The sequence below is a fragment of the Undibacterium sp. SXout20W genome (genome assembly GCF_049340285.1).
GTDB lineage: Bacteria > Pseudomonadota > Gammaproteobacteria > Burkholderiales > Burkholderiaceae_D > Undibacterium.
Window position 1 is genome coordinate 37,746 of the sequence record NZ_JBMPPH010000018.1, and the last position, 23,064, is coordinate 60,809.

27 protein-coding genes and 1 tRNA gene are annotated in these 23,064 nt (G+C 47.6%); 21 read left to right on the forward strand and 7 right to left on the reverse strand.

The genetic code is table 11. The annotated features are described in order from the left end of the window. Window positions 1-16 precede the first annotated feature (16 nt). The 13 genes from hisD (at window position 17) to tatC (ending at window position 9,114) form a co-directional block, all read left to right on the forward strand. Window positions 17-1,330 carry a histidinol dehydrogenase gene (hisD, locus tag ACO0K1_RS11090; RefSeq protein ID WP_423025640.1) on the forward strand — a complete coding sequence of 438 codons (1,314 nt, stop codon included), beginning with the start codon at window positions 17-19 and terminating at the stop codon, window positions 1,328-1,330. 22 nt (window positions 1,331-1,352) lie between these two features. Continuing rightward, window positions 1,353-2,138 (forward strand): DNA-methyltransferase, encoded by a 786-nt coding sequence (locus ACO0K1_RS11095; protein WP_423025642.1) that lies wholly within the window; start codon window positions 1,353-1,355, stop codon window positions 2,136-2,138. Window positions 2,139-2,236: 98 nt separating this feature from the next. After that, complete coding sequence (gene hisC, locus ACO0K1_RS11100) at window positions 2,237-3,322, forward strand: histidinol-phosphate transaminase (protein ID WP_423025644.1); 1,086 nt, start codon at window positions 2,237-2,239, stop codon at window positions 3,320-3,322. After that, on the forward strand, window positions 3,319-3,921 hold the full coding sequence (hisB, locus tag ACO0K1_RS11105; RefSeq protein ID WP_423019679.1) for an imidazoleglycerol-phosphate dehydratase HisB: 603 nt from the start codon (window positions 3,319-3,321) through the stop codon (window positions 3,919-3,921). The genes hisC and hisB overlap by 4 nt, the downstream gene beginning before the upstream one ends. A 72-nt stretch (window positions 3,922-3,993) precedes the next feature. Continuing rightward, window positions 3,994-4,632: an imidazole glycerol phosphate synthase subunit HisH gene (gene hisH, locus ACO0K1_RS11110; protein ID WP_423025710.1), complete on the forward strand. Its 639-nt coding sequence runs from the start codon at window positions 3,994-3,996 to the stop codon at window positions 4,630-4,632. Between the two features lie 104 nt (window positions 4,633-4,736). Further along, window positions 4,737-5,537 carry a 1-(5-phosphoribosyl)-5-[(5-phosphoribosylamino)methylideneamino]imidazole-4-carboxamide isomerase gene (gene hisA, locus ACO0K1_RS11115; protein ID WP_423025645.1) on the forward strand — a complete coding sequence of 267 codons (801 nt, stop codon included), beginning with the start codon at window positions 4,737-4,739 and terminating at the stop codon, window positions 5,535-5,537. Further along, window positions 5,534-6,298, forward strand: coding sequence for an imidazole glycerol phosphate synthase subunit HisF (gene hisF, locus ACO0K1_RS11120; RefSeq protein ID WP_423025647.1), 765 nt, complete (start codon window positions 5,534-5,536; stop codon window positions 6,296-6,298). The genes hisA and hisF overlap by 4 nt, the downstream gene beginning before the upstream one ends. Then, the gene (hisI, locus tag ACO0K1_RS11125; protein WP_423025649.1) at window positions 6,295-6,696 is read left to right on the forward strand and encodes a phosphoribosyl-AMP cyclohydrolase; all 402 of its coding nucleotides are present in this window, start codon (window positions 6,295-6,297) and stop codon (window positions 6,694-6,696) included. Before hisF ends, hisI begins: the two co-directional genes overlap by 4 nt. Beyond that, the gene (locus tag ACO0K1_RS11130) at window positions 6,693-7,046 is read left to right on the forward strand and encodes a phosphoribosyl-ATP diphosphatase (protein ID WP_423025651.1); all 354 of its coding nucleotides are present in this window, start codon (window positions 6,693-6,695) and stop codon (window positions 7,044-7,046) included. Before hisI ends, ACO0K1_RS11130 begins: the two co-directional genes overlap by 4 nt. 100 nt (window positions 7,047-7,146) lie before the next feature. Then, the gene (locus ACO0K1_RS11135) at window positions 7,147-7,518 is read left to right on the forward strand and encodes a histidine triad nucleotide-binding protein (RefSeq protein ID WP_423025653.1); all 372 of its coding nucleotides are present in this window, start codon (window positions 7,147-7,149) and stop codon (window positions 7,516-7,518) included. Window positions 7,519-7,557: 39 nt separating this feature from the next. After that, on the forward strand, window positions 7,558-7,773 hold the full coding sequence (gene tatA, locus ACO0K1_RS11140; RefSeq protein ID WP_423025655.1) for a Sec-independent protein translocase subunit TatA: 216 nt from the start codon (window positions 7,558-7,560) through the stop codon (window positions 7,771-7,773). A gap of 36 nt (window positions 7,774-7,809) precedes the next feature. Further along, a complete protein-coding gene (gene tatB, locus ACO0K1_RS11145) occupies window positions 7,810-8,307 on the forward strand; it encodes a Sec-independent protein translocase protein TatB (protein ID WP_423025657.1) in 498 nt (165 codons plus the stop codon). 45 nt (window positions 8,308-8,352) lie between these two features. After that, entirely contained in the window at window positions 8,353-9,114 is a 762-nt protein-coding gene (tatC, locus tag ACO0K1_RS11150) for a twin-arginine translocase subunit TatC (RefSeq protein WP_423025659.1), read from the forward strand. Window positions 9,115-9,259: 145 nt separating this feature from the next. On the opposite strand, the gene ACO0K1_RS11155 is transcribed toward tatC, so the two are convergent. Further along, on the reverse strand, window positions 9,260-9,928 hold the full coding sequence (locus ACO0K1_RS11155) for a DUF2461 domain-containing protein (RefSeq protein WP_423025661.1): 669 nt from the start codon (window positions 9,926-9,928) through the stop codon (window positions 9,260-9,262). 6 nt (window positions 9,929-9,934) lie between these two features. Beyond that, a complete protein-coding gene (locus ACO0K1_RS11160) occupies window positions 9,935-11,101 on the reverse strand; it encodes a Do family serine endopeptidase (protein WP_423025663.1) in 1,167 nt (388 codons plus the stop codon). Between the two features lie 10 nt (window positions 11,102-11,111). Between ACO0K1_RS11160 and ACO0K1_RS11165 the strand changes: the two genes are divergently transcribed. Next, window positions 11,112-11,879, forward strand: coding sequence for a Nif3-like dinuclear metal center hexameric protein (locus ACO0K1_RS11165; protein WP_423025665.1), 768 nt, complete (start codon window positions 11,112-11,114; stop codon window positions 11,877-11,879). 107 nt (window positions 11,880-11,986) lie between these two features. Here the strand turns inward: ACO0K1_RS11165 and mscL are convergent, their stop codons facing one another. After that, window positions 11,987-12,406, reverse strand: coding sequence for a large conductance mechanosensitive channel protein MscL (gene mscL / locus ACO0K1_RS11170; protein WP_423025667.1), 420 nt, complete (start codon window positions 12,404-12,406; stop codon window positions 11,987-11,989). 318 nt (window positions 12,407-12,724) lie between these two features. Here mscL and petA point away from each other — a divergent pair, with 318 nt between their 5' ends. From petA to ACO0K1_RS11200, 6 genes are all read left to right on the forward strand, one after another. Then, window positions 12,725-13,339 (forward strand): ubiquinol-cytochrome c reductase iron-sulfur subunit, encoded by a 615-nt coding sequence (petA, locus tag ACO0K1_RS11175; protein WP_423025669.1) that lies wholly within the window; start codon window positions 12,725-12,727, stop codon window positions 13,337-13,339. After that, complete coding sequence (locus ACO0K1_RS11180) at window positions 13,339-14,751, forward strand: cytochrome b (RefSeq protein WP_423025712.1); 1,413 nt, start codon at window positions 13,339-13,341, stop codon at window positions 14,749-14,751. The genes petA and ACO0K1_RS11180 overlap by 1 nt, the downstream gene beginning before the upstream one ends. Window positions 14,752-14,776: 25 nt before the next feature. Beyond that, window positions 14,777-15,541 carry a cytochrome c1 gene (locus tag ACO0K1_RS11185; RefSeq protein WP_423025671.1) on the forward strand — a complete coding sequence of 255 codons (765 nt, stop codon included), beginning with the start codon at window positions 14,777-14,779 and terminating at the stop codon, window positions 15,539-15,541. A gap of 153 nt (window positions 15,542-15,694) precedes the next feature. Then, entirely contained in the window at window positions 15,695-16,306 is a 612-nt protein-coding gene (locus ACO0K1_RS11190) for a glutathione S-transferase N-terminal domain-containing protein (RefSeq protein ID WP_186913049.1), read from the forward strand. Between the two features lie 138 nt (window positions 16,307-16,444). After that, entirely contained in the window at window positions 16,445-16,924 is a 480-nt protein-coding gene (locus ACO0K1_RS11195; protein ID WP_423025673.1) for a ClpXP protease specificity-enhancing factor, read from the forward strand. Window positions 16,925-16,982: 58 nt separating this feature from the next. Next, window positions 16,983-17,058: transfer RNA gene (locus ACO0K1_RS11200), tRNA-Thr, on the forward strand. 115 nt (window positions 17,059-17,173) lie between these two features. Here the strand turns inward: ACO0K1_RS11200 and ACO0K1_RS11205 are convergent. The 4 genes from ACO0K1_RS11205 to ACO0K1_RS11220 all read right to left on the reverse strand — a co-directional run bounded on the left by ACO0K1_RS11205 (window position 17,174) and on the right by ACO0K1_RS11220 (window position 21,862). Then, a complete protein-coding gene (locus tag ACO0K1_RS11205; RefSeq protein ID WP_423025675.1) occupies window positions 17,174-17,692 on the reverse strand; it encodes a hypothetical protein in 519 nt (172 codons plus the stop codon). Window positions 17,693-18,080: 388 nt separating this feature from the next. Next, a complete protein-coding gene (locus tag ACO0K1_RS11210; RefSeq protein WP_423025677.1) occupies window positions 18,081-19,121 on the reverse strand; it encodes an XdhC family protein in 1,041 nt (346 codons plus the stop codon). Between the two features lie 19 nt (window positions 19,122-19,140). Continuing rightward, a complete protein-coding gene (locus ACO0K1_RS11215) occupies window positions 19,141-21,378 on the reverse strand; it encodes a molybdopterin cofactor-binding domain-containing protein (protein WP_423025679.1) in 2,238 nt (745 codons plus the stop codon). A gap of 10 nt (window positions 21,379-21,388) precedes the next feature. Next, window positions 21,389-21,862 carry a (2Fe-2S)-binding protein gene (locus tag ACO0K1_RS11220; protein WP_423025681.1) on the reverse strand — a complete coding sequence of 158 codons (474 nt, stop codon included), beginning with the start codon at window positions 21,860-21,862 and terminating at the stop codon, window positions 21,389-21,391. A gap of 263 nt (window positions 21,863-22,125) precedes the next feature. Here ACO0K1_RS11220 and ACO0K1_RS11225 point away from each other — a divergent pair, with 263 nt between their 5' ends. Further along, window positions 22,126-23,034: an AraC family transcriptional regulator N-terminal domain-containing protein gene (locus ACO0K1_RS11225; RefSeq protein WP_423025683.1), complete on the forward strand. Its 909-nt coding sequence runs from the start codon at window positions 22,126-22,128 to the stop codon at window positions 23,032-23,034. The last annotated feature ends 30 nt before the right edge of the window (window positions 23,035-23,064 follow it).

The window sequence follows — 23,064 nt, forward strand, 5'->3', positions numbered from 1 at the left end:
TTTTTCAGAGAAAAGCATGGCTTCACTTATTACCCGGCTCGATTCTGCCGATGTAGATTTTTCTACGAGATTGTCGTCATTGCTCGCATTTGAAGCGAGTGAAGACGAAGCAATAGACCGTGCCGCAGCGCAAATTCTGGCGAGCGTGAAGGCGAATGGCGATACCGCAGTCATCGAAGCGACGAATCGTTTTGATCGCCTGCAGGCGGCTAGCGTTGCTGAACTGGAATTGTCGCAGGATGAAATGCTGGCAGCCTTGCAATCCTTGAGCCCGGAACGTCGCACCGCACTAGAAACAGCGGCGCAGCGAGTCCGTGCTTATCACGAAGTGCAAAAAACCGAGTGTGGTTCAGCTGGCTTTAGTTATACAGAGTCTGATGGCACCGTATTAGGACAAAAAGTGACGCCTTTAGATCGCGTCGGAATTTATGTACCAGGTGGCAAAGCTGCGTATCCATCCTCGGTATTAATGAACGCGATTCCGGCAAAAGTCGCTGGTGTACAAGAAATTATTATGGTGGTACCGACACCAGATGGCGTGAAGAATCCACTGGTATTGGCCGCCGCAGCCATCGCTGGGGTCGATCGTGTATTTACCATCGGAGGTGCGCAAGCAGTGGGTGCACTGGCCTATGGTACGGCAACAATCCCGCAGGTCGACAAAATTGTCGGTCCTGGCAACGCCTATGTGGCAGCTGCTAAGCGTCGCGTTTTTGGTACGGTTGGTATTGACATGATTGCCGGCCCATCAGAGATTTTAGTGTTGTGCGATGGCACCACGAATCCGGATTGGGTGGCGATGGATTTGTTCTCGCAAGCGGAACACGATGAATTAGCGCAATCAATTTTATTGTGCCCTGATGAGGCGTATTTAGATGCGGTTCAAGCCAGCATCGTCAAATTGCTGCCAGCGATGCCGCGCCATGAAGTGATTCGCACATCCTTGGCGAATCGCGGTGCCTTAATCAAAGTGCGTGATATGGATGAGGCCTGTGAGATTGCCAATAGCATCGCCGCCGAACATTTAGAAATTTCTGCCGAAAATCCGCAGCAATGGGCAGATAAAATCCGCCACGCGGGTGCCATGTTTTTAGGTCGCTATTCGTCAGAAGCGCTAGGTGACTATTGTGCCGGCCCTAATCATGTTCTGCCGACTTCACGTACTGCAAGATTTTCTTCACCGCTAGGCGTGTATGATTTCCAAAAGCGTTCTTCGATTATTTTTGTTAGTGAAGAAGGGGCGCAGACACTCGGCAAAGTTGCTGCTGAGCTGGCGTATGGTGAAGGTTTGCAGGCGCATGCCCGTAGTGCAGAATTGCGCTTGAAATGAATGACCGCATGAGCCCAGACGCATGAAAACTGATTGGCGAAATCAGATTTTTTGTGAAGATGCGCTGCAAGGTTTAGCGCGTTTGCCTGACGCCAGCATCGATTTATTGCTGGCCGACCCACCGTATGGGCTTGGTAAAGATTATGGCAATGATTCCGACAAGATGGAATCATCAGCCTATCTGGAGTGGATGGCGCAATGGATAGATGCCGCGCTGCCTAAGCTGAAAACGAATGGCAGTTTGTATATTTTCCTGACATGGCGGTATTCGCCAGAAGTGTTTGTGTTGCTCAAGCAACGCATGACCATGATGAATGAAATCATCTGGGACCGAAGGGTGCCATCGATGGGAGGTAGTGTGCGCAAATACTCTTCCGTGCATGACACCATCGGTTTTTTTGTCAAAGCCAAAGATTATTATTTTGATCTGGACGCGATACGGATCCCGTATGATGCTGCCACCAAAAAGGCGCGCAGCCGGAAAATTTTCGAAGGTGCAAAATGGTTGGAGCTTGGCTTTAACCCTAAGGATGTCTGGAGTGTTTCACGGCTGCACCGTGAACATGCGGAACGCGAAGAGCATCCCACTCAAAAACCGCTTGAAATTATCGAGCGTATTATCAAAGCCTCTTGCCCACCCGGCGGCGTGGTTCTTGATCCATTCATGGGCAGCGGTACCACCGCAGTAGCTGCAAAACGTTGTGGGCGTGATTTTGTCGGATTTGAATTAAATCCTGATTATTGCGCAATGATAGAAAGACGCCTGAGTTTACAAGCGACACCAATGTCGTCAGAGGCGCTTGTATAACGACGAATGGGGGAGTATGTGGTTTTTGGCTACATACTATCATCTAGCTTTAAAGGCTTCTTCGCTTTTGAAATGCCATACTGCTTGGAGTATATGGAATGAGTAGCAGCAACATAACAAATATAATTCGCCCTGAAATTACCAGTTTATCGGCCTATCACGTGCCAGAATCTGCTGGTTATGTGAAACTTGATGCAATGGAAAACCCATTTGTTTTGCCAGAAGAAATGCAACAAGAACTGGGGCAGCATCTGGCGCAGGTCGCCATGAATCGGTATCCGGTGCCTTCTTATAGTAGTCTAAAACACATCATTGCTGAAAAATTAGGCGTACCAGCTGGACATGACATTATTGTCGGTAATGGCTCAGACGAATTGATCGCGATGATGTCGGTGGCCTGTGCTAAGCCGGGTGCCAAAGTGCTGGCGCCACTACCTGGTTTTGTGATGTACGCCATGTCAGCCAAATTTGCTGGACTCGAGTTTGTTGGCGTACCTTTACATGCCGATTTTACGTTGGATAAAGTAGCGATGCTGGCGGCAATTGTCGAACATCAGCCTGCTATTATCTATTTGGCATATCCTAACAATCCGACTGGTACCTTGTATGATGCAGATGACATGGCCGAGATTTTACGTGCCGTCGGCAATACGGGTGTGGTCGTTGTGGATGAAGCCTATCAGCCATTTGCCCAGACTAGCTTTATGTCTCGTCTCGCCGAGTTTGATAATCTGGTGGTGATGCGTACCGTCTCCAAACTGGGTCTGGCAGGTATTCGTCTCGGCTACATGGCTGGCAATAATGCCTTGATGGCTGAATTTGAAAAAGTACGTCCGCCCTACAATATCAATGTATTAACGCAGGCCGCTGCCGAATTTGTCTTGCAAAGAGTTGAAGTATTAGACGCGCAGGCGGCAGAATTACGCGCGCAACGGGATAAATTGTCTACTGCCTTACGGGCAACACCAGGTGTCGAGGTTTTTCCATCGTCAGCGAATTTTTTGCTGATCCGTGTTGCAAATGCTGAACAAGTCTTTGCCAAATTGTTGAATCACAAAATTTTAGTCAAAAATGTAGGTAAAATGCATACTCTGCTTGAGAATTGTCTGCGTATCACAGTCAGTACTCAGGAAGAGAATGCGCTTTTTCTTGCTGCGTTTGCAGCTTCTATGCCATCAAAATGAATAACTCAACTCAACGCATTGCGGCGGTTACCCGCAATACCAATGAAACGCAAATCCGTGTTGCCATCAATCTCGATGGAACGGGTCAGCAAAAGCTCAATACCGGCGTCCCTTTTCTTGATCATATGCTGGATCAGATTGCGCGCCACGGCTTAATCGATCTCGATATCGAAGCAGTGGGTGATTTACATATCGATGCCCATCACACCGTCGAAGATGTCGGCATTACCCTGGGGCAAGCATTTGCCAAAGCGATCGGCGATAAAAAAGGCATACGTCGCTACGGTCACGCTTATGTGCCATTGGATGAAGCCTTATCGCGCGTGGTGGTTGATTTCTCTGGTCGCCCAGGTCTGGAATACCATATCCCCTTTACCCGCGCCATGATCGGCGGCTTTGATGTTGATCTCACACGTGAATTTTTTCAGGGTTTTGTGAATCATGCGTTAGTAACCCTGCATATTGATAATTTACGTGGCGACAATGCCCATCATCAATGTGAAACCGTCTTTAAAGCGTTTGGACGTGCTTTGCGAATGGCCGCAGAACTTGATGCACGCGCAGCTGGTACTATCCCATCTACTAAGGGTAGCCTTTAATTTCACACTCCAGACTCTGTCCTGACATGCGCGTGATCACGAGTCGGCCATGTTGATACGGGGTAAATTATGATGAATAAAATTGTTGTTGTTGATTACGGTATGGGAAATTTGCGCTCGGTGGCGCAAGCCCTGCGTGCTGTCGCGCCTGAAGCAAATGTGCTTATTTCAGGCGAAGTCGCCGATATTCAGAGTGCTGACCGGATCGTTTTACCTGGTCAGGGCGCGATGCCAGATTGTATGCGTAGTTTGCGTGATTCTGGGGTGCAAGAGGCAGTGCTGGAAGCCTCCCGTAGCAAACCTTTGTTCGGTGTCTGCGTTGGCGAACAAATGTTGTTCGATCTGAGTGAAGAAGGACAAACACCAGGTTTAGGTTTGTTACCAGGTAAGGTCGTACGCTTTGCACTCGATGGTCAATTGCAAGCTGACGGTTCGCGCTTTAAAGTGCCACAAATGGGATGGAACCGGGTGCAACAATCACGGTCTCATGCTTTGTGGCAAGATATACCGGATGAGGCGTATTTTTATTTTGTGCATAGTTACTATGCACAACCGGAAAATACGATGCATACCGTGGGTTTAACTGATTACGGTCAGCCGTTCTCATGTGCTGTCGCACGTGACAATATTTTTGCAACACAATTCCATCCGGAAAAGAGTGCACAAGCTGGCTTGCAACTGTATAAAAACTTTGTACACTGGAAGCCCTGATGACAGCCTTGCGTCCTCACAGGCGCATCGTTTTCATCAAGTTCACTTAAATTGGCTATTTTGATTTTTTACTGTCTTTTAGACGCTTATATTTCTTTTACATCATGTTGCTCATCCCTGCTATCGACCTGAAAGATGGTCACTGCGTACGCCTCAAACAAGGTGATATGGACCAAGCCACCGTGTTTTCTGAGGATCCTGCCGAAACTGCCCGTCATTGGCTCAAGCAAGGCGCACGCCGCTTGCATTTGGTCGATCTGAATGGCGCATTCGCCGGTAAACCTAAAAATGAAGCGGCAGTAAAAGCAATTATTCAGGCGGTGCGCGATTACGCTGAAGAGACCGATACAGACGAAATTCCAGTACAGCTCGGTGGCGGTATTCGCGACCTCGATACCATCGAGCGTTATCTGGATGGCGGGCTCTCGTACATCATTATCGGCACAGCTGCCGTCAAGAATCCTGGTTTCCTGGCAGACGCCTGCAGCGCATTTCCAGGTCAGATCATTGTAGGTATTGATGCCAAAGATGGTAAAGTCGCAACGGATGGCTGGAGTAAATTATCCGGTCATGAAGTGATCGATCTGGCACAAAAATTTGAAGGTTATGGTGTTGAAGCCATTATTTATACTGATATTGGTCGCGACGGCATGATGGGCGGTGTGAATATCGACGCCACAGTCAAATTAGCGCAGGCCGTGAGTATTCCAGTTATTGCTTCTGGTGGTGTCCATAATTTAGCCGACGTCGAAGCGTTGTGCGAAGTCCAGGCCGAAGGTATTGAAGGCGTGATTTGTGGTCGCTCAATCTATGAAGGCACGCTGGATTTGTTGACGGCGCAAGACCGTGCCGATGAACTTACCGACGATGGCGTTGCGTATTACATAGAAGAAGACGCCGAATGACATTAGCCAAACGTATTATTCCTTGTCTCGACGTGACTGCGGGTCGTGTCGTGAAGGGAATCAATTTTCAAGAGTTGCGAGACGCCGGTGATCCGGTCGAGATCGCCCGTCGCTATGATGCACAAGGTGCTGACGAGATTACCTTCCTTGACATCACTGCCTCATCCGATGGTCGTGATTTGATTCTCCCAATTATCGAGGCCGTGGCTTCTCAGGTTTTTATCCCACTGACTGTTGGTGGTGGCGTTCGCACCGTCGCTGATGTGCGCCGCTTGTTGAATGCTGGCGCTGATAAGGTCGGAATCAATACGTCAGCCGTAACAAATCCACAATTAGTGGCCGATGCTGCGCAAAAATATGGCTCGCAGTGTATCGTAGTGGCGATTGATGCTAAAAATGTTGGTCCCGGAAAATGGGAAGTATTCACCCACGGCGGACGCAATGCAACAGGTCTGGATGCGGTTGAATGGGCAAAAAATATGGCCAAACTAGGCGCTGGCGAGATTTTGTTGACCAGCATGGATAAAGATGGGACGCGTTCTGGTTTTGACTTGGGATTAACCCGTGCAATTGCCGACGCCGTATCGATCCCGGTGATTGCATCAGGTGGCGTTGGTAATTTGCAAGATTTGGCTGATGGCATCAAAATAGGCGGAGCGGATGCCGTTTTGGCCGCCAGTATTTTTCATTATGGTCAGCATACAGTTGGCGAAGCAAAGCAATTCATGGCAGCGCAACAAATTCCGATGAGGTTGGTATGAGTGCCGCTAAATGGCTAAATAAAGTGAAGTGGGATGATCAAGGGTTGGTACCTGTGATTGCTCAGGAAGCCAGCAGCAATGATGTATTAATGTTTGCCTGGATGAACCGTGAAGCGTTATCCAGAACAGTTGAGCTGGGTGAGGCTGTCTATTGGAGCCGCTCACGTAAGAAATTGTGGCACAAAGGTGAAGAATCTGGCCATGTGCAAAAGGTCAAAGAAATTCGGCTCGACTGCGACGAAGACGTGGTTTTGCTAAAGATCGAACAAATCGATAGTATCGCTTGCCATACTGGTCGCCATTCGTGTTTCTTTCAAAAATTTGAAGGGAGCTTAAACGACGGTGACTGGCATGCTGTGGATCCCGTATTGAAAGACCCGGAAAGTATTTATAAATGAATGCATCCCAAGAGCAAGTTTTACAGCGACTGTCTGACATAATCGAAAGCCGCAAGTTGGCCAACGGCGGCAACCCTGACACTTCCTACGTCGCCCGTCTATTTTCCAAAGGCGATGACGCTATTCTCAAAAAAATCGGTGAAGAAGCGACGGAAACAGTGATGGCGGCAAAAGACGCGCGGGTATCTGGCGACCATACTAAAGTCTTGTATGAATGTGCTGATTTGTGGTTTCATTCACTTGTCATGTTAGCGCAGTACGATCTGCGCCCGCAGCAAGTCATCGATGAGCTGGCCCGGCGCGAGGGACTTTCTGGTTTGGATGAAAAAGCCGCCCGGTCAGAGAAGTAGCCTGAGCAAGGTCGAAAAAGTCTAAAAGACTAAAAGACTAAAAATCAGTCAATAATAAATCAATTTTCTTGCCTCTTTGTTTAAAAGAAACGGATAAAACGTGGATAATTGTATTTTCTGTAAAATTGCAGCTAAACAAACTCCATCAACAATTGTCTATGAAGACGATGACTTGTTGGCATTTAAAGATATTAATCCAGCCGCTCCGGTACATCTGTTGGTGATTCCGAAAATACACTTAGATACCTTGTCATCGGCAAAAGCGGAACATGAAGCATTGCTTGGAAAAATACTCGGTTTGGCGCCTAAATTAGCTGCGGAACATGGTTGCGCTCCAGTTTTGCAGGCAGACGGTAAATATACTGGTGGCTATAAAACCTTGATTAATACGGGCACTGATGGTGGACAAGAGGTGTATCATCTGCATCTGCACGTCATCGGTGGTCCTCAACCTTGGCGTGGACAGAGCTAATTTATTATCTGAGAGTAAAACTCTCATCAGGAGTTGAAAATGGGTTCATTTAGTGGTTTGCATTGGATCGTCGTTTTAGTTGTTGTAATTTTGATTTTCGGCACCAAAAAATTGGGCAATATCGGTAGTGATCTTGGTAAAGCAGTCAAAGGTTTCAAAGATGGCATCAAGGGTGAAGAAGAAAAAGCACCTGTCGCTCAGGCGAATGCAGAAAAAACCATTGATGTTGACGCTAAAGAGAAATCAAAACTGTGATTTTTTTAGCAGTAGTCATCAGCCCGGGCAGATGCAATGATTGATTTAGGTATCAGCAAACTCGCTCTAATTGGCGTGGTTGCGTTAATTGTTATTGGCCCCGAAAAGTTGCCACGGGTTGCCCGCATGGCGGGTACCCTGTTGGGGCGAGCGCAACGTTATATTAACGACGTTAAGGCGGAAGTTAGCAAGGAAATTGAGCTCGATGAATTGCGCAAGATGCAAAAAGATGTCCAGGAAGCTGCGAATAATGTAGAGCAGTCTGTCGCGCAATCATGGAACGACACTTCCGAAGAATTGCGTACGATCGGTCAGGACGTAACGACGTCGGATGCGACATCAAGCGAGGTCTTTGTCAGCACTGAACAACTGGCACGCAAAGCAAAAGATTTTCGCCGTAAAAAGCTGACAAAAACATCCGCTATTCCAAGTTGGTACAAAAATCGCCATGGTCAACGTCAACATATTGTCTCTGGTTCAGCTCGCATGGCGCGACACCGCGCCAAATCTCGGCCTCCGATCAGTTTCTTTTAAGTCCATTTCTATGTCCCGGCGTTTTTTATTTTGGGTGGTATTCGCATGAGCGATAAAATTGAACCCAGCGTTGAGGAAAGTTTTATTTCTCATCTGGTCGAATTACGTGACCGTCTGGTAAAGGCCTGTTACGGCTTGGCGATCGCCACCGTGCTATTAATGTTATGGCCTGGCCCATCGGTGATTTATGATTTTCTGGCACAGCCTATGGTAGATTCCTTACCGGTAGGTTCGCAGATGATTGCCACTGGCGTGATTTCGCCTTTCATGGTGCCGATGAAAGTCACGATGTTACTGGCGGTCTTGGTCGCCTTGCCGTGGATCTTATATCAAGCATGGGCATTCATTGCACCTGGTCTATATGCTCATGAGAAACGCTTGATTGCACCGTTAGTGATTTCTTCATCACTTCTTTTTTTAACTGGCGTTGCGTTTTGCTATTTCATCGTCTTCAGTCGCGTTTTTAAATTTATTAATGCGTTTTCTCCAACCTCCATTCATATGGCACCGGATATAGAAAACTATCTGGATTTCATCATGTCAATGTGTCTCGCATTTGGCGTGACCTTTGAAGTGCCAGTGGTGGTCGTTGTGCTCGTTCGTATGGGACTGGTCTCGGTTGAGAAACTTAAAGCGATTCGACCGTATGTGATTGTTGGCGCGTTTGTGATTGCAGCCATTGTGACCCCACCTGATTTAGTGAGTCAGTTTTCACTGGCATTGCCTATGTGGTTGTTGTATGAGCTTGGCCTGATGATTGCACCGCTGTTTGTGCGTGTGACACAGGCGCCCGATAGCGTGGACTAAGTGATTTCAAAGATATCAGCTCAAAGCCGATTTAGAAAAAAGACGGGACGTCATTGACTATTTCCCGTCTTTTTAATTTTGCATTTGAAACGTGCATTTGAAATGTGCATTTGAAACGTGTATTTGAAACGTGCATTTGAAACGTTTACGCAGCGCGTAACCAATGCACCAGTGGCAGAGCACTCTGATATGCGTTGAGCAATGTTTGCTTGACTTCGTCACTACTTAAGCCTTGATACGGACACTCAGTCCAGACCATAAAATTTTTCAGCTTCAGGTATTCGATATGCTTGAGATCAGCGTCGTAGCCTTTTGGTGGACGCTTAAGTTTGCCTTCCTCTTGTAGTTCACCAAAAAACTGTTTGAGTTTTTTATCTTTCAGTAATTTTTCAAATCCAGCTTCATCATGAAGTATATGATCACGAATGGCTTTCAAGCGATCAGCAGGTGGCATATATTCTCCGCAGGCGAAAAAAAGTCTGCCGTTTGCATCTAACTGAAAGTAATATGCGGGGCCCCCGCCTTCGCTGGGTTTTTTTCGGCCACTCGGCAGAATAGATGATGAAAAAGTCGTCTTGTACGGGGATTTATCATGCCCGAAGCGGACGTCACGATTGATGCGGAATAAAGCTTTCTTCGGTTCACAGCCAGCAATCGCTGGGTCGAATTTTTGTATGCCGGCGATTAATTCGGTCACCAGTTGTAAAAATTCCGCACGCAGAATATCGTAACGTGGTTTGTTCATCACAAACCACGCTCTATTATTATTGTCTGAGAGTTCCGACAGAAAAGCTTGTAAGTCAATCAGGTGCATGAGGTTTTACTCTTCGCGTCGTGAGGGAGGTCGCTTACCGACCAGGATCTGCAGGGTAGGCTCTTGATTATTTCGTAAGACCGTAATTTTCGCTTTGTTTCCAGGTGTCAGCTGCGCAACCAGGTTCATCATCTCCATGGTTCCAGTAACAGGTTTGCCTTCGATGGTAACCAGAATATCGCCCGGCTTCATACCCGCTTTATCGGCGGGGCCACCGCGAATCACACCCGCAATGATTGCACCCGATTTCTGTTTGATACCAAAACTTTCCGCTAGTTCTGGAGTGATATCTTGTGGTTCAACGCCGATCCAGCCTCGGACTACCTGGCCTTGCGTAATAATGGATTCCATCACTGATTTGACAGTGGAAATCGGCGTTGCAAAACCAATCCCGACCGATCCGCCTGTTTGCGAATAGATGGCAGTATTGATTCCGAGTAAATTCCCATTGATGTCGACCAATGCACCACCAGAGTTGCCCGGATTGATCGCCGCATCCGTTTGAATAAAATTTTGGAATGCATTCTCAGTCAAATTTTTGCGGCCAAGTGCTGAGACGATACCCATCGTTACTGTTTGGCCAACACCAAATGGATTGCCGATCGCTAGCACGACGTCGCCAACCTGTGCAGCATCTTCATGCCCAAGGGTAATTGCGGGTAAGTTTTGAAGATCAATTTTAATGACTGCCAAATCCGTTTCTGGATCGGTTCCAACGACTTTAGCTGCGACGTTTCTGCCGTCAGCCAACGCCACATCAATTTCATCTGCGGATTCGACAACGTGATTATTCGTGAGAATATAGCCCTCGGGACTGACAATCACTCCCGACCCAAGGCTGGATTGACGCTCTGCTCTGGGACCGGCTTGCTCACCAAAAAAACGTCGCAAGGCAGGGTCATTGAGTAAAGGATTTCTGGAACGTTGTACTTCTTTTGATGTATAGATATTGACGACCGATGGCATTGCTTTTTGCGCCGCCAGACGGTACGAACCCTGCGCTGCCGCGCTTTTAACGGAGGTATCGGCTATTTTAAATGTCGGTGATGGACCCGCGCTATGACCAATACTCCAGGCATTATTTGCCCAGTCGGGTTTGAGGGTGGTTAAAATAAACCAAAACGCCAGACCGACCGTTACAGTCTGGGCAAATAATAACCATAGACGTCGCATAAGGTAAATAATGAGTAAAAATACAATAAATAGGGATCAACTGGCAACATTTCTAGCGACTGAATTACAGGTGTCGCGTATCCGTGATTATTGCCCAAATGGCTTGCAGGTGGAAGGGCGAAATGAGATTGGAACGATCGTCACCGGCGTCACCGCCAGCATCGCCTTGCTCGAAGCCGCAATTCAATATCAAGCCGATGCTGTTATGGTACACCATGGTTACTTTTGGCGTGGGGAGGACATGCGCGTGATTGGCCATAAGCAGCGGCGTTTGAAATTATTGCTGCAACATGACATCTCCCTATTCGGTTACCACTTGCCCTTGGATAAGCATCCCACCATCGGAAACAATGCGCGTCTGGCGGAGGTCTTAGGTTTGCGAGCGGACGGCAGGTTTGGCGAGGATGAACTGGGCTGGCTAGGCGGTATCGACGTCCCGGGAGTAATGACGATGGCAGATCTGCAAAATCATGTGGCGCGGCAGCTCGGAAGACAACCCTTACTCATTGGTGATCCGGCGCAGCGGGTTGGGAAGGTAGCATGGTGCACTGGTGCTGCGCAAGGAATGTTAGACCAGGCCATTGCTGCTGGCGCAACCGTGTATTTGAGCGGTGAAATCTCGGAACCTACCGTGCATCTGGCACGCGAAACAGGGGTTGCGTACCTGGCTTGTGGTCACCACGCGACAGAACGGTATGGGATACAAGCTTTAGGTGATTATCTGGCACAACAATTTGGTATCGTGCACCATTTCGTTGATATCGATAATCCGGTCTGATTTAAAAATGTAATCGATCCGAATACTTTGGGACATAATTCTGGCTAAGACAAACAACCTTTTGGTTGTTCGTCTTAGCCGGAAATGAAGAGGGAGAAGCGTCCGTCTTATTTATTCAGTGCGTCGCGAATTTCTCTGAGTAACAGCACATCTTCAGGCGTTGCAACTGGTGCTGGTGCCGGAGCTGGCTCATTGTTGCGCAATTTATTAACTAGTCTGACCATTTGAAAAATAACAAAAGCCAGGATAATAAAATTGACGGTCACAGTAATAAAATTACCGTAAGCCAAAACACCACCCGCTTTTTTCGCTTCAATCAAAGTGAGTTGTGCGCTCTGTCCGTTGAGTGGTAAGTAGTAGTTTGAAAAATCCAGGCCGCCAAATAATTTACCGATCACAGGCATGACCATATCAGCAACCAAAGAGTCAACAATCTTGCCAAATGCGCCGCCGATGATGACACCGACGGCCAGATCGACTACATTCCCTTTAGTGGCAAAGGTTTTGAATTCTTGCATCATGCTCATTGATAATCTCCGGTGAATGTTTGGCAAAGGCGCCGTAAGTAGAATTGACTGTATTTTAATGCGCAAAACAGTTAATTTATCGTTTTTGTTTGTCAATTATCTTTACATAAAATCACTGATTTTCAAATTTAGGCACAAAATGCCGTGCGAGAGCATGAACTAAGTCAAATAGAGGTGGAATTGTAAAAATATACGGGAAGTGTTGCTGTTTTGGGTAGTTTTTGCTTTAAAACCATATATAGCTACTTTATAATTTAATGTTGCTAGATGCGGGTTTGAGCTTCATCAAGTTTCGATTTTTGACAGATTGGGGTTGGTATGAGTAATGAAAAGCAGGTCGATTCCGGCCGTCGCGGTTTGCTCGTCGCCACTTGCGCGGCGGGTGGTGTAGCAGGATTAGCAACGGCAGGGGCACTTGTCAGTACCTTTCAGCCGTCAGAGCGTGCGAAAGCAGCTGGCGCTCCGGTAGAGGTAGATATCTCTGCTTTAAAACCAGGTGAAATGACCACCGTTGAATGGCGTGGTAAGCCAGTATGGATTTTAAAGCGGACACCTGACATGTTGGCCACTTTGCCAAAAACCGAAGATAAGGTCGCAGACCCAGAGTCTAAAAAACCTTACACCATGGAATTGCCAGAGTATTGCGACAAGCAAACGCGCTCACGCAAAGAACATTCAGATTTATTGATTGCTGTGGGTATTTGTTCTCATCTTGGTTGCTCACCAAGCTCAAAATTCCAGCCCGGCGCACAGCCTTCATTGCCAGATGACTGGCAAGGCGGCTTCTTGTGCCCATGTCACGGTTCGACATTCGATCTGGCCGGTCGCGTATATAAAAACAAACCAGCACCGCAAAATCTGGATGTGCCACGTCACATGTTTTTATCGGATACCAAAATTGTCATCGGTAAAGATGAGAAAGGTGAGGCGTAATCATGGCGTTTGTTGAGAAAAAGCTCCCGGCGGATGCACCCGTTATTGATAAAGCCCTTAATTGGGTCGATTCCCGCTTTCCACTGACTAAACTGTGGAACGATCAATGGGGTAAATACTACGCTCCAAAGAATTTTAATTTCTGGTACATCTTTGGCTCACTGGCGATGCTGGTGCTGGTCATTCAGATCGTTACCGGTATTTTCCTCGTCATGCATTACAAACCAGACGCTACTTTGGCGTTCGCCTCAGTTGAATACATCATGCGTGATGTGCCTTGGGGTTGGTTGGTGCGTTATATGCACTCCACTGGCGCATCGGCGTTCTTTATCGTGGTTTATTTGCATATGGCGCGTGCTTTCATGTACGGTTCCTATCGCAAACCACGTGAGTTGATCTGGTTGTTTGGTTTCGCGATTTTCTTGTGCCTGATGGCTGAAGCGTTCTTCGGTTACCTGCTGCCATGGGGTCAGATGTCGTATTGGGGTGCGCAAGTTATTGTTAACTTGTTTGGTGCGATTCCTTTCATTGGTCCAGATTTGTCCTTGTGGATCCGTGGTGATTATGTCGTTTCCGATGCAACTCTGAACCGCTTCTTCTCTTTCCACGTGATTGCAATTCCATTGGTATTGCTGGGTCTGGTTGTAGCGCATTTAATTGCTCTGCATGAAGTAGGCTCCAATAATCCTGATGGTATCGAGATCAAAGAAAACTTAGGTCCTGATGGTCATCCTGTTGATGGTGTTCCTTCACATCCTTATTACACTTTCCACGATATTTTTGGTGTGACAGTGTTCCTGACGTTGTTCAGTACAGTGATATTCTTTGCCCCAGAAATGGGCGGATATTTCCTGGAATACAATAACTTTATTCCTGCTGATTCCCTGAAAACGCCGCCGCACATTGCGCCAACATGGTATTTCACGCCTTTCTATTCGATCTTGCGTGCGACAACTTCTGAATTCTTGTTCGTCGTTCAAGCTGGTGTGGCCGCTTATGTCGCTTTGATTTTCTTGAAAACTAAATTGCCACAAGCAATCAAGTTTGCGATTGCTGGCGTTGCATTACTGGCGATTGCAGGCATGATGCCAGGCGCGTTGGATGCGAAATTCTGGGGTGTGGTGTTGTTTGGCGGTTCAGTTGTGATTCTGGCTTTCTTGCCTTGGATCGACCTGTCGCCGGTAAAATCTATCCGTTATCGTCCTGACTGGCACAAATTGGTTTACATCGTTTTTGCAATCACTTTCGTGACTTTGGGTTATTTGGGTGTACAACCACCTTCACCAATCCGTGAACGTATCTCTCAGGTTTGCGCAATCATCTACTTCAGCTTCTTCCTGTTGATGCCTTGGTGGAGTGCGATGGGTACCTTTAAACCAGTACCGAAGCGTGTAACTTTTACGCCTCATTGAGCAAATATAGCGAGGAAGAATAAGCATGAAATTACTTAAAAAACTGATCGCGACGCTGGCCTTTATTCCAGCAATGGTGATGGCAAATGAAGGAGGTTTTCCTCTGGATCACGCGCCAGACCGCTCTACCGATATGGCTGCATTACAAAATGGCGCGAAATTATTTGTTAATTACTGCCTGAATTGCCATTCAGCGTCGGCGATGCGTTATAACCGCTTGCGTGACATTGGTCTGACAGAAGATCAAATTAAATCTAATTTGCTGTTCACTGGTGAAAAAGTCGGTGATCTGATGAAAACCACGATGTCACCAAAAGATGCGAAAGCCTGGTTCGGTGCAGTTCCACCAGATTTATCGGTAATTGCCCGTGCCAAAGCATCTGATGCTGGCTCAGGCGCCGACTGGATTTACACTTATCTGCGTACCTATTACAAAGATGATTCACGTCCAACTGGCTGGAACAACATGGTTTTCCCGAATGTCGGCATGCCGCATGTGTTGTGGCAATTGCAAGGTGTTCGTACCGCAAAATTTGTCGAAGAGAAGGATCCGCACGACGAATCTAAGTCGGTTCACAAATTTGACGGTTTCGAAAAAGTTTCCGATGGAACATTAACCGCAGCAGAATATGACAACGCAGTCGGTGATCTGGTAGCATATCTACAGTGGATGGGTGAACCAGCACAAGCAACTCGCAAGCGTTTAGGTGCTATAGTTGTGATATTCATGGCGTTTTTGGCGACACTCGCATGGCGTTTGAATGCGTCCTACTGGAAGGAAGTTAAGTAAAAGCAATGTTTCTGTCTTGCGAAGTGAGTTAAATAACAAGTCAGAATTTTCTCAGATCGTCCGTTTTTCTCCGTCGTAGACGGACGAGTAATCCCTAGGGTGAGGTGCGCAAAACTGGCACCTCGCCCTGATCGTTTTTAAGGAACTATAAAAATGATGGTTCTCTACTCGGGCACAACTTGCCCATTTTCTCAACGTTGCCGTTTGGTGTTGTTTGAAAAAGGTATGGATTTTGAAATCCGTGATGTTGATTTATTCAACAAACCTGAAGATATTTCGACCATGAATCCTTATGGTCAGGTACCTATTCTGGTTGAACGTGAATTGATATTGTATGAATCCAATATCATCAACGAGTACATCGATGAACGTTTTCCGCATCCACAATTGATGCCAGCTGACCCATTGCAACGCGCACGTGCACGTTTGATGTTGTTTAATTTTGAAAAAGAATTGTTCGTTCACGTTCATACTTTGGAAAACGACAAAAATACCAGCTCTGCTAAAGTTCAAGACAAAGCCCGCGCTGAAATTCGTGATCGTCTGACGCAATTAGCACCTTTGTTTATCAAAAACAAATACATGCTGGGTGATGAATTCTCCATGCTGGATGTGGCTGTTGCACCATTGTTATGGCGCCTTGATCACTACGGTATCGAATTATCCAAAACGGCTGCACCTATCATGAAGTACGCAGAACGTATTTTCTCTCGTCCTGCTTATATCGAAGCATTGACGCCATCTGAAAAAGTAATGCGTCGTTAATCTATCGGATCATATCGTTAGATTGACAGATTAATATCTGCAGATCAAACAACAAGGCTGACTCGATGCATCAGGTCAGCCTTGTTGTTTTACGAACTGCAATCTATGCTTAATTATTTATACGTTTGAGTAACTCTTATGCAAGAAACATCTACCAAGCCTTATTTCATGCGCGCTATTTACGAATGGTGCACGGATAATGGCTATACGCCTTACATGGCTGTGAAAGTTGGCGGTGCCGCACAAGTTCCTATGGAATTTGTCCGTAACGGTGAAATTGTTCTTAATATCAGCTTTGGTGCGACCAGCGGCCTGAAAATGGATAATGAAGCCGTTGCCTTTAAAGCCCGGTTCGGCGGTGTTTCTCGCGAAATTTATGTGCCTGTGGCGAATGTTCTTGCCGTCTATGCCAGTGAAAATGGTCAGGGAATGGCATTTGAGGTTGATCTGAGTGAATCAACAGCAACAACAGAATTAGCTTCTAGCCAATCTGAAGAAAAACCTAAACCTGGCCTTGGTCTGGCTGCAGTAAGTTCCGGTCCAACTGATACCACAAGTCAAAATCCTGAAAAAGATCAAAAAAAATCAGAAAAGCCCTCGCTTAAAATAATAAAGTAGACTATAATCTTGGTCTTCGGAAGTGCTTGAGTAATCAAGTGCAAACGATAAGATTTCCGCCGGCTTAGCTCACTTGGTAGAGCAGTTGACTTGTAATCATCAGGTAGCCAGTTCGATTCCGGCAGCCGGCACCAGTAAGACTAAGGGCTCACAGAAATGTGAGCCCTTTTTTATTTCCAGTTCAAATTAAATGATCCTGGATGTAATCTCGAAATTACTACTCGCACTTAAAGATAATTCGCTAATTACTCAGGAATTGAGTCTCTCAATCCGATTAGCAAATGTGTCGAGGACGAGGGACGACAGCAGGGAAAAATGCGCACGGTTATCAGCGATGTACTGCTGCAGTAATTTTTCACAATGAGCATTGCGCCATAACCAACCGTATTCGCGGTCTTTCAGATGTGGGTGATGCCGTAATTCTTGGGGAATTGGTTTATCAAAATAACTCATACCCTCCCATAGAAACGGTAATAAGTCACAGCGATTAAAGGGCTTTTTCAAGAGTTTTGCACAATAACTATCGTGACGTAACGTGAAGTCAATAATTACCGGTGATGTATCGCCTTTGTCAACTGGTGATACCTGGATCCAGCAATGGTAATTGCTGATTTCTGACAGTTTTCTTGCGCTACGTAATTCTTTGCGATTTGGAGAAATGACGACATATTGATCAGAACCACAATCCATAATTTGTCCGCCACACACCGCAGTACATTGCGTGCCAGTCAGCATCGTGAGTACCTGTGCCCCAACGATTGCATACATAGAACATTTGCCGAAAGCCCCATGAGGGTGGGTTGTGTATCGAGCTGAAATAACTTCATGTACAGACTCATCAAGCAATGCCTGTACTTGCCTGGAAACGGGAAAAGAGAGAATAGTGCTGATTTCAGTGTCGGCAGGGCTCATGATGAACAGTGTGATTTATTGCAACACATTGTAACTAAAACCGCATCTTATTTCACAAATATTTACTTTTTAACCAAAATAGCAAGAATAAACCCGAAAATTGTGGCTTATTTAGCACTAAATAAATGTGCAAAGAGAGTGGTTGATGTCGTAAATGGGCAAAAGTGCCAACTCAGCCGAATAGACTTTACTTTCACGTGTTCAAATTAGCCGAACAAAGGTTTTGATCCGCTAAATGATGACGTCAGACAATGCAGCCCTGTATTTCTGAGTTGGGTGGATTTTCATGTTGCAGCTTACCTGTCCCGACTTCAGTAGCGAGCGATTCAGGAATACCATTTTTGACGGCAACGATTTGCGCCATGATAGATAGGGCAATTTCCGCAGGGGTTTTGCTGCCAATGTAGAGGCCAGCAGGGCCGTGCAAGGATTGCAGGCTGTCTTCAGGGATGTCGAAGTGGGTACGTAAGCGCTCGCGGCGGTGTTCGCTGTTGCGGCGTGAGCCGATGGCACCGACGTAAAAGGCTTGCGACTGTAAGGCATCGATCAGTGCCAGGTCGTCTAGTTTAGGATCGTGAGTGAGGGCAATCACTGCAGTGCGGGCGTCAGGCTGGAGGCGCAATATCAAATCATCCGGCATTTCTTCTGATACGGTTACACCGCTTAATTGCCAACTGGCACGGTATTCTTCGCGCGGATCGCACACGATCACTTCAAATCCCAGGCTTAATGCAAACTGACACAAAAAACGTGACAAATCACTCGCGCCAATAACGATGAGTCTGACTTGTGGGCCCATAAAGGTGATCAGTTGATCGTCGTTTAGTACAGGCACGCCGCCGCGTGTGCCGGCGCGTAGCTCTGCTTCGCCGGTGTGTAGATCAAGATGGCGTGCGATATTGCGTCGTTGTTCGCAGGCGAGCAATAACGCATCCAAGTGAGTACGATCGGTAATGGGTTCGAGGACTAACTCAATAGTACCGCCACAAGGTAATCCAAAACGATGTGCCTGATCGGCCGAAATACCATATCGTTGCACCTGTGGCAGTGCATCCGTGCAGACGGCTTGTACGCCTTCTTCACGGATGCGGCTGATCAGGTCATCTTCGATACAACCGCCAGAGATCGACCCTACGGTCTCTCCGCGTTCGTTAATCGCCAGCAACGAGCCGGGTGGCCGTGGGGAGGAACCCCACGTGCGGGCGACAGTGACTAAGATCACGGCCAGCCCTTGCTGTTGCCAGTGGCGGGCTGTACGTAAAACGATCGTATCGAGATCTTCCATGCGCTTTCTTTTGCGTTATTTATACATTAAATGGTAACTGACGAATTGGTTTGCCAGTTAGTTTATACACGGCATTGGCCAATGCCGGTGCCAGTGGCGGCAAGCCTGGTTCGCCCATGCCGGTCGGTGGTTCTGCACTTGGTACGATAAAGACGGCAATCTCAGGCATCTCAGTAATACGTGGTACCACGAAATCACTGAAATTACTTTGCTCAACCACACCATCTTTAAATGTGATTGCTGCGCCAGGTAAGCACATCGACAATCCCATTAGAGCCGCACCCTGCACCTGTGTTTCAATCGTGCGTGGATTGACCGCCAGATTGCAATGAACGCCGGCAGTGGCGCGGTGTAAAACAGGTTTGCCGTTTTTGAGAGAGGCCTCAACTACATAGGCGACAACAGTCTGGAAGGATTCATGTACCGCAACACCCCAGGCGTGACCTTTCGGCAGCGATTTTTTACCGTAGCCACTTTGCTCGACCGCTAACTGTAACGCAGCACGGTGACGCAGGTGCTTGTCGCCATAGGCCTCTAAACGATAGGCGACAGGATCTTTTTTGCTGGCGTGGGCGATTTCATCAATCAGCGTTTCCATGACGAAGGCGGTATGTGTCGAGCCGACGCTGCGCCACCACAAAACAGGCACGTTAAGTTTAGGATGATGAACCGTCAGTTTCATTGGCAGATCGTAGGGCTCACGCATCCCTTCCACGGCTGTATTGTCGATACCGTTCTTGATCATGAAGCCTTCAAACGGTGTACCCGCTGTGATCGACTGACCGACGATGACGTGATCCCACGCTAACACTTTGCCGTGCGCATCCAGACCAATGCTTGCCTGATGCAATTGCGCAGGGCGATAGTAGCCGCCACGGATATCATCTTCACGGCTCCACATGGTACGTACTGGGACGTCCATCCCCGCTGTTTTTACTGCCTTGGCGATAGAACATGCTTCAAAGACATAGTCACTGGTCGCGATTGCGCGGCGACCAAAACCACCGCCTGCCATTTGCACATTGACTTTAACTTGTTCCGGCTTGAGACCCAATACCCGTGCGGCCATCATGCCATCCAGACCAGGCATCTGACTACCGAGCCAGAGTTCAGCGGAATCGCTATTGAACCTGACGGTACAGTTCAATGGTTCCATTGGCGCATGCGCCAGATAGGGGAAGGTGAATTCAGCGTGAATCTTTTTGGCTGCAGTGCTGATGGGCGTGACATCGGCGTCAAAAAATTTGTTGCCCGTTTGCTTAGCTAGTTCGCGGTATTGGGCAAATTGCTTCTTGGTATCGACTTTTTCTACGCCAGACGTATCCCAGGTCACCTTGACGGTATCGCGACCTTGTTTCGCAGACCAGTAGCCATCACCAATAATCGCAATACCTTCGGCGCCACGGTCCAGTGGCACGCGTAACACTGCTTTCACGCCATGGACACGACGTGCTGCGCTGTCATCGAGTGTGGCAATCTTTGCGCCGAAAACGGGTGGACGTAACACGACAGCGGTTAATTGACCTGGCAAGTGCGTATCAATGCCGTAGCTTTGCTGTCCGCTGCTTTTTGCGATGCTATCGAGGCGGTTTGTTGGTTTGCCGATCAGGCGGAACTCTTTTGGATCTTTCAGTGTCACGGTTTCTGGTACTGGCTGAGCCATCGCTGCTTGAGCCAATTCACCGTAGCCGAGTTTGCGGCCATCGGGTGCAATCACTTCACCTGATGCGGTACGTAATTGTGCCGGAGCGATATTCCAATGTTTCGCAGCGGCAGCGATTAACATCGCACGTGCACGCGCGCCCAGCTCGCGGTATTGCGTGAAGCTATTTTTGATCGAGTTAGAGCCACCTGTGAGATGCAAACCCATCACTGGATCAACATAGGCGCCGTCGCTATTGCCGTGCTTGCTATGAACTTTCGACCAGTCTGCATCGAGTTCTTCTGCCAGGATCATCGGTAGTGCCGTTTGCACGCCTTGGCCGAAATCGAGACGGTTGATGGTAACGGTCACTGCCCCGTCCGCAGTAATTTCAACAAACGCAGAAGGTTGTTGTGTCGGACTTAGTGGCTTTGCTGCGTCGCTGGCAGCCTGAGCCATTGATAATGCTGGGAATGCACCGAGGGCAAAACCACCAATGCCAGCCAGCTTCAAAAAGTGACGGCGGGATGGGGTTGCTGGTACGTCCGGGTTGTCGCGGTTCAGAATGTGCTGCAATGCACGCGGTAATTCGCTGTAATCGATATTTGGTAACATGGTCTTATCCTCAGGCTATGGCTTTAGCTGCATCAGCGATGGCAGCACGGATACGGGTGTAAGTACCACAGCGGCAGATATTGCCTGCCATGGCTGAATCAATTTCTGCGACAGTCGGTTGTTTGCCACGTGGCAGCGACTTTAAGAATGCGGTCGCGCTCATGATCTGACCACTCTGACAATATCCGCATTGCGCCACATCATGCTTTACCCACGCGGCATGGACAGCACTACCTACTTTATCGTCGCCACCGGTTGCTGCCTCGATGGTAGTAATTTTCTTGCCTTCGGCGACAGAAATCGGTGTTACACAAGAGCGAATCGCCTGGCCATCAAGATGCACTGTACATGCGCCACACAACGCGGCACCACAACCAAATTTTGTACCAGTCAACCCCAGTGCGTCACGCAGCGTCCATAAAATGGGTGTATCGGGTGGAACATCCACGGCGGCGGTTTTGCCGTTAATAGTCGTGTTGATCATGACAACCTCCAGTTGTTGATAGAGAATAGGGGGAGAGGAAAAGCGAAGTGTAAGGAAAAAAGTATTAAACAGTATTAAACAGTATTAATTTTATGATCGTGTGCCAAAAATTTTAACAAAAGTATTGTCTGTCGGCAGGTCGAATTTGTGCTTGCCTAATTCGCTTTATTTCTTGCCTATTCCGATGAATTCGTATCAGCAATAGGCAACTCCCGATTGAAAATGTTACGCTAAGGCTATTCAATAAAAGCTACAATGAGCATATGGAAATCGAAACGCAGACATTATTGGCAAGCGGAAATACTTTAGCGATCCTGGCTAATCAGATTGCCTATTTCGATGGTGATCATGTTACCGCTATTCCTGGGCTGACGATCTACAGACGCAGCAATATTACTGAACCCATGCACTGTATCTACGGCCTCGGTTTGGGTTTGACGGTGCAAGGTCGCAAGCGCGTGACTTTAGGCGAGGAGGTGTTTGAATATACACCAGGTCAATCTTTAGTTACCTCGCTTGATTTACCGGTTGTATCACATGTCACACATGCCACTGCTGCAGAACCATTTTTGGGTATTGGCCTCGCGCTGGATGCACGCACAATTATGCAATGCGCCGCGGACATGAATTTTTTACCGCCACTTAAGTCGGCGACTTCACTGGCTATGTCTGTCGTGACGCTGGATCAAGGCTTGGTAGATACGATTACACGGTTGCTGAAATTATTGCAAGAACCCGAACTCATTCCCATTGTCGCTCCCCTGATTAAACAAGAAATCATCGTACGATTATTGAAAGGTGAACATGGTCCAACGCTACGTCATTTGATCACTATTGGGTCGCAAGGCCAACAAATCGCACGCATCATTACCTGGTTAAAGCAGCATTATGCTGAAGATCTTTCTATGGATGACCTTGCCAGCAAGGCACATATGAGCCCATCCACTTTCAGGCAGCATTTCCGGGCGGTAGCTGGTCTCAGTCCACTGCAGTATCTTAAACATCTGCGTTTGCAAGGTGCCAGACAACTCTTGTTGAATGAAGATATCGATGCGACGAGCGCCGCTTTACGCGTCGGTTATGAAAGCCCATCGCAATTCAGTCGCGAGTACACGCGGCTCTTCGGCGCGCCACCTATAAGAGATATACGACGGGCGCGGGAAGTGGCTTGAGTCTTGGAATTTTCATTCGGCTTCTTGACC

What these genes read in the sequence shown, in the direction of transcription:
- hisD (WP_423025640.1), top strand. Translation starts at nt 17, where the DNA reads ATGGCTTCACTTATTACCCGGCTCGATTCTGCCGATGTAGATTTTTCT.
- ACO0K1_RS11095 (WP_423025642.1), top strand. Translation starts at nt 1,353, where the DNA reads ATGAAAACTGATTGGCGAAATCAGATTTTTTGTGAAGATGCGCTGCAA.
- hisC (WP_423025644.1), top strand. Translation starts at nt 2,237, where the DNA reads ATGAGTAGCAGCAACATAACAAATATAATTCGCCCTGAAATTACCAGT.
- hisB (WP_423019679.1), top strand. Translation starts at nt 3,319, where the DNA reads ATGAATAACTCAACTCAACGCATTGCGGCGGTTACCCGCAATACCAAT.
- hisH (WP_423025710.1), top strand. Translation starts at nt 3,994, where the DNA reads ATGAATAAAATTGTTGTTGTTGATTACGGTATGGGAAATTTGCGCTCG.
- hisA (WP_423025645.1), top strand. Translation starts at nt 4,737, where the DNA reads ATGTTGCTCATCCCTGCTATCGACCTGAAAGATGGTCACTGCGTACGC.
- hisF (WP_423025647.1), top strand. Translation starts at nt 5,534, where the DNA reads ATGACATTAGCCAAACGTATTATTCCTTGTCTCGACGTGACTGCGGGT.
- hisI (WP_423025649.1), top strand. Translation starts at nt 6,295, where the DNA reads ATGAGTGCCGCTAAATGGCTAAATAAAGTGAAGTGGGATGATCAAGGG.
- ACO0K1_RS11130 (WP_423025651.1), top strand. Translation starts at nt 6,693, where the DNA reads ATGAATGCATCCCAAGAGCAAGTTTTACAGCGACTGTCTGACATAATC.
- tatA (WP_423025655.1), top strand. Translation starts at nt 7,558, where the DNA reads ATGGGTTCATTTAGTGGTTTGCATTGGATCGTCGTTTTAGTTGTTGTA.
- tatB (WP_423025657.1), top strand. Translation starts at nt 7,810, where the DNA reads ATGATTGATTTAGGTATCAGCAAACTCGCTCTAATTGGCGTGGTTGCG.
- tatC (WP_423025659.1), top strand. Translation starts at nt 8,353, where the DNA reads ATGAGCGATAAAATTGAACCCAGCGTTGAGGAAAGTTTTATTTCTCAT.
- ACO0K1_RS11155 (WP_423025661.1), bottom strand. Translation starts at nt 9,928, where the DNA reads ATGCACCTGATTGACTTACAAGCTTTTCTGTCGGAACTCTCAGACAAT.
- ACO0K1_RS11160 (WP_423025663.1), bottom strand. Translation starts at nt 11,101, where the DNA reads ATGCGACGTCTATGGTTATTATTTGCCCAGACTGTAACGGTCGGTCTG.
- ACO0K1_RS11165 (WP_423025665.1), top strand. Translation starts at nt 11,112, where the DNA reads ATGAGTAAAAATACAATAAATAGGGATCAACTGGCAACATTTCTAGCG.
- mscL (WP_423025667.1), bottom strand. Translation starts at nt 12,406, where the DNA reads ATGAGCATGATGCAAGAATTCAAAACCTTTGCCACTAAAGGGAATGTA.
- petA (WP_423025669.1), top strand. Translation starts at nt 12,725, where the DNA reads ATGAGTAATGAAAAGCAGGTCGATTCCGGCCGTCGCGGTTTGCTCGTC.
- ACO0K1_RS11185 (WP_423025671.1), top strand. Translation starts at nt 14,777, where the DNA reads ATGAAATTACTTAAAAAACTGATCGCGACGCTGGCCTTTATTCCAGCA.
- ACO0K1_RS11190 (WP_186913049.1), top strand. Translation starts at nt 15,695, where the DNA reads ATGATGGTTCTCTACTCGGGCACAACTTGCCCATTTTCTCAACGTTGC.
- ACO0K1_RS11195 (WP_423025673.1), top strand. Translation starts at nt 16,445, where the DNA reads ATGCAAGAAACATCTACCAAGCCTTATTTCATGCGCGCTATTTACGAA.
- ACO0K1_RS11205 (WP_423025675.1), bottom strand. Translation starts at nt 17,692, where the DNA reads ATGTATGCAATCGTTGGGGCACAGGTACTCACGATGCTGACTGGCACG.
- ACO0K1_RS11210 (WP_423025677.1), bottom strand. Translation starts at nt 19,121, where the DNA reads ATGGAAGATCTCGATACGATCGTTTTACGTACAGCCCGCCACTGGCAA.
- ACO0K1_RS11215 (WP_423025679.1), bottom strand. Translation starts at nt 21,378, where the DNA reads ATGTTACCAAATATCGATTACAGCGAATTACCGCGTGCATTGCAGCAC.
- ACO0K1_RS11220 (WP_423025681.1), bottom strand. Translation starts at nt 21,862, where the DNA reads ATGATCAACACGACTATTAACGGCAAAACCGCCGCCGTGGATGTTCCA.
- ACO0K1_RS11225 (WP_423025683.1), top strand. Translation starts at nt 22,126, where the DNA reads ATGGAAATCGAAACGCAGACATTATTGGCAAGCGGAAATACTTTAGCG.